Origin of the sequence: Acidocella sp., from assembly GCF_052326845.1 — a bacterium.
GTDB lineage: Bacteria > Pseudomonadota > Alphaproteobacteria > Acetobacterales > Acetobacteraceae > Acidocella.
The window spans coordinates 1-8,661 of record NZ_JBKQJR010000163.1; the positions used below are offsets into that span (position 1 = coordinate 1).

An 8,661-nucleotide genomic window follows, 5' to 3' on the forward strand; every position below is an offset into this window, starting at 1 on the left:
CCAGGAACCGAGTTCCTGGACCTCAATAATCGGATCGAAAAAGGGCTCCCTTGTGGAGCCCTTTTTTGATCCGATTGGGTTCCAAGGGCCTCTCGGCCCTTGGCGGGGGCCAGGGGGCAGCGCCCCCTGATGCACCGGCCCAGACGCAGGGCTACACGGGCAATTCGATAGCGATGCGCAGCCCGCCGCCGGGGCGGTCGAGCAGGCGGATGGCGCCGCCATGGGCGACGACGATATCGCAGGCGATGGTGAGGCCGAGCCCGGTGCCGGCTGGGTCTTGGCTTTCAAAGGGGCGGAGCAAAGTCTCGCGCTTGGCGGCGGGGATGCCGGGTCCGTCGTCGTCGATAAGGATTTGCAAGGTGCGCTGGCCGGTCTGGCTGGCTCTGACCCAAATCTGGCGGGCGTGGCGGCGGGCATTGTCGATAAGGTTGGTCAGCGCCCGGCGGATGGCCTCGGGGCGAATGATGGCGGTCAGGCCGGGCGGGACATCCAGGTTGATATTGGCCCCGGCGCGGCGGGCGGCGGCGCAGATTTCGTCGAGCAGCGCGGAAATGTCGGTGGGCACGGGCTGTTCACTGCCCTCGCCACGGGCAAAGCTGAGGTAGATGCCGATCAGCCGCTCCATCTCCTCGATATCGCCGGTCATGTCGGCGAGGTCCTGCGGCGGAATCTGCGGCTGCATGGCCAGCGCCAAGCGCAGCCGGGTGAGCGGCGTGCGCAGATCGTGCGAGACGCCGGCCAGCATGGTGGTGCGCTGGACGAGGAAGCGGCGCAGGCGCTCGCGCATGCGGTTGAAGGCGGTGGCGGCGCGGCGCACCTCGATGGCGCCTTCCGGGCGGATGGGCCCTTCATCCCGCCCCATGCCGAAGGCCTCGGCGGCGGCGGCGAGGCGGGTAATGCCCCGCACCTGGTTGCGCAGGAACAGCGCCGCCACGCCGAACAGCAGCGCGGCGGTGCCGATCAGCCAGATGAGGAACAAATAGAACGTGCCGATATACAGGCGCTTGCGCGGCACATCGATGCCGAGCACGCCATCGGGCATCTGCACGTTGATGACGATGGTGTCCGGCACGGCGTTCCAGTCAACATTGAAGGGCCGGTGCAGCGCGGCGGCGAGCGCGCGGGCGAGGTCCGTGTCCACCGGGCCGGGCACATCTGGCGGCGGCAGCTGGCGCAGCGCCTTGCCTTTCAGGAAGGCGGTGCTGAACTGGAAATACCGGTCGGCCTGCTGGGTGATCGCGGCGCGGCCCTGCGGGGCGCTGTCGATCTCGCCGACCATCAAGCCCACCTCCCCGGCCACGCCCCCGGCCAGGCGGCGGGAGAGTTCGCTGAGATGGTTGCCGTAGAAAATTTGCAGCGCCACCGCCTGCAGCAGCACCATCGGGATCAGCACAATCAGCAGCGAGCGCCCGAACAGCCCGCGCGGCAGGATCCTGCGGAGGGCACGCTCGGCGCCGAAGCCGTTGAGCCTCATGCCTGCGGGGCTCCGGCCCCGCCGGCATTACTTTTTATTTTGCGCGCGGCCGCCCCACCAGCCCCGCGCGCTGACAGGCGTACCTGCGGCACGCCTGTCATAAACCCGGTTTCAGCGTGTAGCCCTTGCCGCGCACCGTATGCAGGAAGCGCGGCTCGCGCGGGTCTGGCTCGATCTTGCGGCGCAGGCGGGTCACCTGCACGTCGATGGCGCGCTCGTTCACGTCATCCAGGCCAAGCGCCGCGGCCAGCGCCTCGCGCGAGAGAATCTCATGCGGCCGGGCGGCAAGTGCTGCGAGCAGCGCCAGCTCCGCGCCGGTGAGCCGCACAGGGGCATTGGCCAAGGTCAGTTCGCCGCGGGCGGGGTCGAATATCGCCTGGCCGAGCTGCAACGGCCCTAGCGGCGCGGCAGAGGGCTGCGCCCGGCGCAGCATGGAGCGGATGCGCGCCACCAGGACGCGCGGATCGAACGGCTTGCCGAGATAATCATCCGCCCCGGCCTCGAACCCGGCGACGATGTCCTCCGGCGTGTCACGCGCGGTGAGCAGCAGGATCGGCATGTCCGGCGCCCGCTCGGCGCGCAGGCCGAGGGTCAGTTCCAGCCCGGTCTCGCCGGGCATCATCACGTCCAGCACCATCAGGTCGAAATCCAGGAAGCGCAGCTTGTCACGCGCCTCGGCGGCGGAGCCGGCCTGGGTCACGCGGAAACCCTGCTCGGCAAGGAAGCGCGCGGCCAGCTGGCTCAGCCGGGCGTCGTCATCCACCAGCAGGATATGCGGGGCGTCGCCGCTCATGCGTTCAGGCGCCGCTCCGCTGCCCCTTGCCGCGATGTGCGTCCTGGCCGTCTAAGTAGTCGCGGCCCTGCTGCTGCATCAGCCCGCGCAGCACGCGCTTGAACCCCTCCACCGCCGGGCCGCCCGCCTCGCGGTAGGCGGCGACGAGCCGCTCACGCTGCGCCTCGAACAGCCGCCGCTCCAGCGTGGCGCCCTTCTCGGTCAGCGTGAGGAGGCGCTGGCGCCGGTCCTGCGCGCCGGGAACCTGGGCTACGTAGCCCTCGCGGATCAGCGGCCCGAGCACGCGGGTGAGGCTCTGCTTGGTGATGCCGAGGATGGCGAGCAGATCGCCCACAGTCAGCCCCGGCCGCCGCGCGATCCAGTGCAGGCAGCGGTGATGCGCCCGGCCATAGCCCAGCTCGCCGAGGATCGCATCCGGCGCTTCGGTAAGGTCGCGGTGCGCGAAAAACAGCATGTCCTGTGCCAGACGAAGCTCGTCCTCGCGCAAAAACAGCAGCCCGGAGCCGGGAGCGGTGTGCGCCGTGCCGGGCAGAGTTTCGCGTTTTGTGGCCGGAAAGGGATGAGCGGACGGGTCTTGCATGGCAGTTTCTTGGCCTTGAGAGCTATGCCTTGCATTGGCAGGGCAGTACATCTGACTATTATACTATTTTTCCTGTCTTGTTACAGTAGCGCAAACGGAGATTTTTGACCATGGCGCCGGTTCCTTTTGACGATCGTGACGGCTTCATCTGGTGGGATGGCAAGCTGATCCCCTGGCGCGACGCGAAGCTGCACGTACTCAGCCATGGGTTGCACTACGCTTCCGCCGTGTTTGAGGGCGAGCGCGCCTATGGCGGCAACATCTTCAAGCTCGACGCGCATACCGACCGGCTGATCGAGTCCGGCCGCATCCTGGGCTTCGAGATCCCCTTCACCCGCGAGCAGATCAACCAGGCCTGCAAGGACGTGATGAAGGCCAACAACCTGACCGAAGCCTATCTGCGCCCGCTGGCCTGGCGCGGCTCGGAGCAGCTCGCGGTTTCGGCGCAGCAGACCAAGATCCACCTGATGGTGGCGTGCTGGGAATGGCCGAATCTGTTCGGGGCTGACCGCATGAAGGGCGTGCGCCTTGGCATCGCCGACTGGCGCCGCCCGCACCCGCAGACCGCCCCCACCGCCGCCAAGGCCGCCGGGCTGTACATGATCGGCACGCTCGCCAAGCACAAGGCCGAGGCCGAGGGCTTCAACGACGCGCTGATGTACACCTGGGACGGGTTCGTGGGTGAGGTCACCGGCGCGAACATCTTCTTCGTGCTGGACGGCAAGCTGCACACGCCCAAGCCGGATTGCTTCCTGGACGGCATCACCCGCAAGACCGTGATCGCCCTGGCCAAGGCCCGCGGGATCGAGGTGGTTGAGCGCCATATCCTCCCCGAGGAGCTGGCGAACTTCAAGGAAGCCTTCGTCACCGGCACCGCCGCCGAGATTACCCCGGTGCGCCAGATCGGCGACCTGCATTTCGAGCCGAGCAGCATCACCGAGGTGCTGAAGTCCGACTACGAGGCGCTGGTACTGATGTCGCCGGAAGAGGTGGAGAAGCGCGCGGCCGCGTAACCCGCCGCGTCCGCTGTCGCGCTCACGGGCGCGGCAGCCAAATGCCGGGCCCCGGCGCGGTGTAGCGGCACAGCCGGTAGGTCTGCACCAGCTTGCCGTCCCGCGTGCGGGCGAGCGTGCCGGTCTGGTCACAGGGCGCGTTGGCCCGGTGCGTGATCATGATGCCCGTCTGCCCCTCCAGCGCCGCAGGCTGCCAGTCGAAATAGCTCCAGCGGGGCTCGAACCCCGCCACGCGCAGCCCGGGCGGGGCGTAATAGGCCAGCGCGGCGGCCGTGGCGTAATCATCGGCGGTGACGAAATCCGGGTGCATGGCGGCGAGCTGTTCGCCAAGCTGCGTCCAGCCCGCCATTTGCAGGGCCGAGGTGTCCATGCGCGGCGGCATCGGCAAGGGCGCGGCCAGGGCCTGCGCATAGACCAGCCCGGTAATGCCGAAGCCCAGCGCCAGAGCCGGGTTGCGCCAGCGCGCCAGGATCGCGGCGGGCAGGGTGGCGATGGCGATACAGGCGGACGGGTACAGCACCGCGACCCAGTTCCCCTCCACCCGCTGGGACAGCACATGCTCCAGCAGCACCGCGCCCGGCAGCAAGGTGAGCCAAAGCAGCAGGCGCGGCGCGGGGCCGTGCTCATGCCGCAGGCCCCAGACCCCGCGTACCGCCAGCACGAAGATGACCGGGGTGAACAGGAGAAACTGGCTACCCAGAAGATCGGCCAGGAAGCCCAGCGCCCGGCCCGGGTTGAACCCCGCCTCTCGCCCGCCCTGCTTGAAGTAGCTGGCCCAGCCATGTGCCGCGTTCCAGGCGACATCCGGGGCGAAGACCAGCACAGCCAGCACGGCGGCAAGCCAGGGCCAGGGCGTGCGCAGCCAGGCGCGCTCCTGGCGCCCCGCCAGCACCCAGCCGAACACGGCGAGGATGAACAGCAGCCCGGTATATTTGGAGAGCAGCGCCAGCCCCGCAGCCAACCCGGTCGCCAGCCACCAGCGCGGATTGCCGGACTGGATCAGCCGCGCCATGGCCCAGAGCCCGGCGGTCCAGAAAAACATCAGCGGCGTGTCCGGCGTCATCAGCACGGCACCTGCGCCGAACATCAGCGTGGCGTTGAGACAGGCCGCGGCGGTGATCCCGGCACGGCGGCCGGGGAAGAGCCGCTCCGCCGCATCCCATGCCAGCAGCGAGCCGGCCAGGGTGGAGAGCGGGCCGAGCAGCCTCACCCCCAGCGGCGAGGGGCCGAACAGCATTGTGCCAGCCCTGATCCACAGCGCCACCATCGGCGGATGGTCGAAATACCCCGGCTGGAGATGCGTCGACCAGAGGAAGTAATACGCCTCGTCCGGCACCAGAGGCAGGCTCGCCGCCAGCGCCAGGCGCAGGGCGGTAAGCGCCAGCAACGCCGCGAGCGCGAGACGCATTTTACCGGATGCGCCAGACCAGCGTGGCGGAGACAGCATAGTTCCATACCACGCCCACAGCCGCGCCGGCGGCACCGGCGAGCAGCCCATGCCCGTTCTCGGCATAGAGCGCCTTGGCGATGCCTATATTCGCATAGGCGCCCAGGCTGCACACCACCAGGAACAGCACCAGCCCACGCCAGGCGCGCACACCCTTCAGCCGCTGGGCGCGGTAGGTGAGCTGGTTGTTGAGCTGGAAGTTGGCGATCATGGCCACCACCGTGCCAAGCGTTTGCGCTGGCCCGAAATGCAGCCCCGCCGCGCGCGACGCCTGCAACACCAGAACGTTCACCAGCACGCCGAACGCGCCGACCAGGGCGAAGGAGATGAAGCGCAGCGGCACGGTGCCGCCCAGCGCCTTGTCGATGAGCAGCCCGGCGAATTGCGCCAGCACCAGCACATCCAGCTTGCTCTCGCCCGCATGGCGGGGGCGGAATTTGTAGGGGATCTCGGCGATGCTCAGCCGCCTGGGCGAGGCGAGGATCAGGTCCAGCAGGATCTTGAACCCCTGGCCGGTGAGCCGCCCGGCCAGCTGCTCGAACAACTCGCGCCGGAGCAGGAAGAACCCGCTCATCGGGTCGTGGATGCTGGTATGGGTGAGCATCTGTGCCACGCGGATGCCGGTCTCGGAGAGTTTCACCCGCAGCGGCGAGGACAGTCCGGTGGAATCCCCGCCCTCGACATGCCGGCTGCCCACCGCCATGTCCGCCCCGCCCTGCACGGCCTGCAACATCAGCGGCAGGCGGCTCTCGTCATGCTGCATGTCGCCGTCGATGACCGCGACATAATCGGCGGAGGAGGACAACGCCCCCTCGATCACGGCGGAGGAGAGCCCGCGCCGCCCGACGCGGCGGATGCAGCGCACGCGGGCATCGTCGCGGGCCAGCGCCCGCACGGCGGTGGAGGTGCCGTCGGGGCTGTCGTCATCGACGAACACAACCTCCCAGTCGATGCCGGAAAGCGCATTGTTGAGAGCAGCCACCATGGGCGCGACATTGGCGCGCTCATTGTAGCACGGCACGACGACCGTGAGGGTATAGGCCACGGCGGGGTTAGAGCGCTTCGAGCACAGCCTCGGCGCGGCTGACCTCGAAGCCGCCCGGTTCCTCGACAAAAAGCTGCGTGACCACGCCGTCTTCCGCCACCAGGGCGAAGCGCTGGCTGCGCACGCCCAGGCCGCGGGCCATCAGGTCCAGCTCCAGCCCCAGGGCCTTGGTGAAGACGCCGGAGCCGTCGGCCAGCATCACCACGCTGTCCAGCGCCCTGTGGTCCTTGGCCCAGGCGCCCAGCACGAAGGCGTCGTTCACGGCCATGCACACGATCCTGTCCACGCCCTTGGCCTTGAACTCCGCCGCGTGCTTGACGAAGCCCGGCAGGTGCTTGGCGCTGCAAGTGGGGGTGAAAGCGCCCGGCACGGCGAACAGCACCACCTTGCCTTGGCCCAGCAGCTCGGCGGTATCGGCCTCGCGGGGGCCGTCAGCCGTCGCCACCATGAGCTTCATGGCCGGAATCTTGTCGCCTATCTTGATCATGCTGTCTGTCTTTCCTTCGGCAGATATCGCTACCTATACGAACTGCCCCGGGCCGTGAAGAGAGAGCGGCAGACAGGGCTGGTCCTGGCCGGAAGCCATGAATATATTGGCGCAATGGCCGAGGCAAAACTTTCCCGGGCGAACCCGCCCAACTGGCTGACCGGACAGTTGCTCATCGCAATGCCGGCGATGCAGGATACGCGCTTCGTGCAGAGCGTGATCCTCGTCTGCTCGCACACCGAGGAGGGCGCGATGGGCGTGGTTGTCAACCACCCGCTGCGCACCCCGAAATTCGCCGATCTGCTGAGCCAGCTTGGCGTTGCCCCCAGCCCGCCGCGGCGCGAGCTGCCGGTGGGCGTGGGCGGCCCGGTGGATGAGACGCGCGGCTTCATGCTGCACAGTGCGGACTGGTTCTCCGACACCAGCCTGCAGGTGGACGACACCCACACGCTCAGCGCCAACCTGGACATTCTCCAGGCCGTGGCCGAAGGCGGCGGGCCGGAGAAGGCGGTCCTGCTGCTTGGCTATGCGGGCTGGGGAGAGGGGCAGCTGGACCAGGAGATGCGCCAGAATTCCTGGCTGAGCGTGGCGGCGGACGACGCCATTATCTTCGACACCACCCACAACACGAAATGGCAGCGGGCCCTGACCAAGCTGGGCATCGACCCGGGCATGCTCTCCGGCGCTGCGGGGCGGGCATGAAGCAGCTTGTGATTGCCACGCATAACCCGGGCAAGCTGAGGGAATTTTTGTCCCTGCTGGCGCCGCAGGGGTTTGGCGTGACCTCCTCCGGCGAACTCGGCCTGCCCGAACCGGACGAGGCCGCCGATACCTTCCCCGGCAATGCGCGGATCAAGGCGCTGGCGGCGGCGCAAGCCTCCGGCCTGCCGGCGCTGGCCGACGATTCCGGGCTTTCGGTCGCGGCGCTGGGCGGCGGGCCGGGCGTGTTCTCGGCGCGTTACGCGGCGGGGGATTACCCTTCCGCCTTCGCCCGCATCATCGAAGCCGCCCGCGGCGCTGATGACTGGCGCGCCTGGTTCACCTGCGCGCTCTGCCTGGCCCGGCCGGATGGCAGCACCGCCACCTATATCGGCCAGGCTTACGGGCGCATCGCCCCCGCGCCGCACGGGGCGGGCGGGTTCGGCTACGACCCGGTGTTCATCCCTGACGGCTACGAGCAGAGCTATGCCGAGCTGGGCCCGGCGGTGAAGGACAAGATCAGCCACCGCGCCCAGGCCATCGCCCAGCTGAAGGCCGTACTGAAAGGCTAGAAATTATCCTTGGCGGCGCGGCGGCGGGCGAATTCCTCCACTGTTTCCGCGCGCAGGAACGGGTTGGTGGCGCGCTCCTGCCCCAAAGTCACCGGCAGAGTGGGCTTGCCCGCCGCGCGCAGGGCCGCCACCTCGGCCGCGCGAGCGGCGAGCGCCGCGTTCTGCGGCTCCACGGTCAGCGCGAATTTGGCGTTGGACGCGGTGTATTCATGCCCGCAGCAGACCAGCGTGGCATCCGGCAGCTCCGCGAACTTGGCCAGCGATGCGAACATCTGCGCGGGCGTGCCCTCGAACAGCCGGCCGCAGCCCAGGCTGAACAGCGTGTCACCCGGCAGCAGGATGCGGCCATCGGCGATGTAATAGGCGATATGGCCGAGCGTATGCCCCGGCACCTCGATGACCCGCAGTTTCGCCGCGCCGAAATCCACCAGCGAACCCTCATGCACGGCAATGTCGAGCCTGGGCAGGCGGTGCGCGTCCGCGCCATTGCCCACCACCTTGGCGCCGTAGCGCGCCACCAGCCCCTCAGCGCCGCCGATATGGTCGAAATG

The 8,661-nt window shown here is 68.6% G+C and carries 10 protein-coding genes; 3 read left to right on the top strand and 7 right to left on the bottom strand.

Annotation, left to right across the window (positions count from 1 at the left end):
• Positions 1 to 151 precede the first annotated feature (151 nt).
• The 3 genes from ACLPJJ_RS11130 to ACLPJJ_RS11140 form a co-directional block, all read right to left on the bottom strand.
• Positions 152 to 1,474 carry an ATP-binding protein gene (locus ACLPJJ_RS11130; protein WP_443591046.1) on the bottom strand — a complete coding sequence of 441 codons (1,323 nt, stop codon included), beginning with the start codon at positions 1,472 to 1,474 and terminating at the stop codon, positions 152 to 154.
• 97 nt (positions 1,475 to 1,571) lie between these two features.
• The gene (locus ACLPJJ_RS11135) at positions 1,572 to 2,267 is read right to left on the bottom strand and encodes a response regulator transcription factor (protein WP_443591047.1); all 696 of its coding nucleotides are present in this window, start codon (positions 2,265 to 2,267) and stop codon (positions 1,572 to 1,574) included.
• A gap of 4 nt (positions 2,268 to 2,271) precedes the next feature.
• Complete coding sequence (locus ACLPJJ_RS11140) at positions 2,272 to 2,847, bottom strand: MarR family winged helix-turn-helix transcriptional regulator (RefSeq protein ID WP_443591048.1); 576 nt, start codon at positions 2,845 to 2,847, stop codon at positions 2,272 to 2,274.
• A gap of 110 nt (positions 2,848 to 2,957) precedes the next feature.
• Here ACLPJJ_RS11140 and ACLPJJ_RS11145 point away from each other — a divergent pair, with 110 nt between their 5' ends.
• The gene (locus tag ACLPJJ_RS11145; RefSeq protein WP_443591049.1) at positions 2,958 to 3,860 is read left to right on the top strand and encodes a branched-chain amino acid aminotransferase; all 903 of its coding nucleotides are present in this window, start codon (positions 2,958 to 2,960) and stop codon (positions 3,858 to 3,860) included.
• A gap of 22 nt (positions 3,861 to 3,882) precedes the next feature.
• On the opposite strand, the gene ACLPJJ_RS11150 is transcribed toward ACLPJJ_RS11145, so the two are convergent.
• The 3 genes from ACLPJJ_RS11150 to ACLPJJ_RS11160 are packed head-to-tail and all read right to left on the bottom strand — an operon-like array spanning position 3,883 to position 6,839.
• Positions 3,883 to 5,268, bottom strand: a complete 1,386-nt coding sequence (locus tag ACLPJJ_RS11150; protein ID WP_443591050.1) for a glycosyltransferase family 39 protein — start codon at positions 5,266 to 5,268, stop codon at positions 3,883 to 3,885.
• Position 5,269: 1 nt separating this feature from the next.
• Positions 5,270 to 6,352, bottom strand: a complete 1,083-nt coding sequence (locus ACLPJJ_RS11155; RefSeq protein ID WP_443591051.1) for a glycosyltransferase — start codon at positions 6,350 to 6,352, stop codon at positions 5,270 to 5,272.
• Positions 6,353 to 6,359: 7 nt separating this feature from the next.
• Positions 6,360 to 6,839 (bottom strand): peroxiredoxin, encoded by a 480-nt coding sequence (locus ACLPJJ_RS11160; RefSeq protein WP_443591052.1) that lies wholly within the window; start codon positions 6,837 to 6,839, stop codon positions 6,360 to 6,362.
• A 114-nt stretch (positions 6,840 to 6,953) separates the two neighbouring features.
• Here ACLPJJ_RS11160 and ACLPJJ_RS11165 point away from each other — a divergent pair, with 114 nt between their 5' ends.
• Both ACLPJJ_RS11165 and rdgB read left to right on the top strand, forming a co-directional pair.
• A complete protein-coding gene (locus ACLPJJ_RS11165) occupies positions 6,954 to 7,541 on the top strand; it encodes a YqgE/AlgH family protein (protein WP_443591053.1) in 588 nt (195 codons plus the stop codon).
• Positions 7,538 to 8,110 (top strand): RdgB/HAM1 family non-canonical purine NTP pyrophosphatase, encoded by a 573-nt coding sequence (gene rdgB / locus ACLPJJ_RS11170; RefSeq protein WP_443591054.1) that lies wholly within the window; start codon positions 7,538 to 7,540, stop codon positions 8,108 to 8,110. Before ACLPJJ_RS11165 ends, rdgB begins: the two co-directional genes overlap by 4 nt.
• Here rdgB and gloB read toward each other — a convergent pair.
• The coding region (gene gloB / locus ACLPJJ_RS11175) for a hydroxyacylglutathione hydrolase (RefSeq protein WP_443591055.1) at positions 8,107 to 8,661 on the bottom strand (555 nt) is incomplete at its 5' end. The genes rdgB and gloB overlap by 4 nt on opposite strands.

Bases quoted from the DNA above. Each gene is read 5' to 3' on its own strand.
- ACLPJJ_RS11130 (WP_443591046.1), bottom strand. From the start codon at position 1,474: ATGAGGCTCAACGGCTTCGGCGCCGAGCGTGCCCTCCGCAGGATCCTG.
- ACLPJJ_RS11165 (WP_443591053.1), top strand. From the start codon at position 6,954: ATGGCCGAGGCAAAACTTTCCCGGGCGAACCCGCCCAACTGGCTGACC.
- ACLPJJ_RS11150 (WP_443591050.1), bottom strand. From the start codon at position 5,268: ATGCGTCTCGCGCTCGCGGCGTTGCTGGCGCTTACCGCCCTGCGCCTG.
- rdgB (WP_443591054.1), top strand. From the start codon at position 7,538: ATGAAGCAGCTTGTGATTGCCACGCATAACCCGGGCAAGCTGAGGGAA.
- ACLPJJ_RS11145 (WP_443591049.1), top strand. From the start codon at position 2,958: ATGGCGCCGGTTCCTTTTGACGATCGTGACGGCTTCATCTGGTGGGAT.
- ACLPJJ_RS11135 (WP_443591047.1), bottom strand. From the start codon at position 2,267: ATGAGCGGCGACGCCCCGCATATCCTGCTGGTGGATGACGACGCCCGG.
- ACLPJJ_RS11160 (WP_443591052.1), bottom strand. From the start codon at position 6,839: ATGATCAAGATAGGCGACAAGATTCCGGCCATGAAGCTCATGGTGGCG.
- ACLPJJ_RS11140 (WP_443591048.1), bottom strand. From the start codon at position 2,847: ATGCAAGACCCGTCCGCTCATCCCTTTCCGGCCACAAAACGCGAAACT.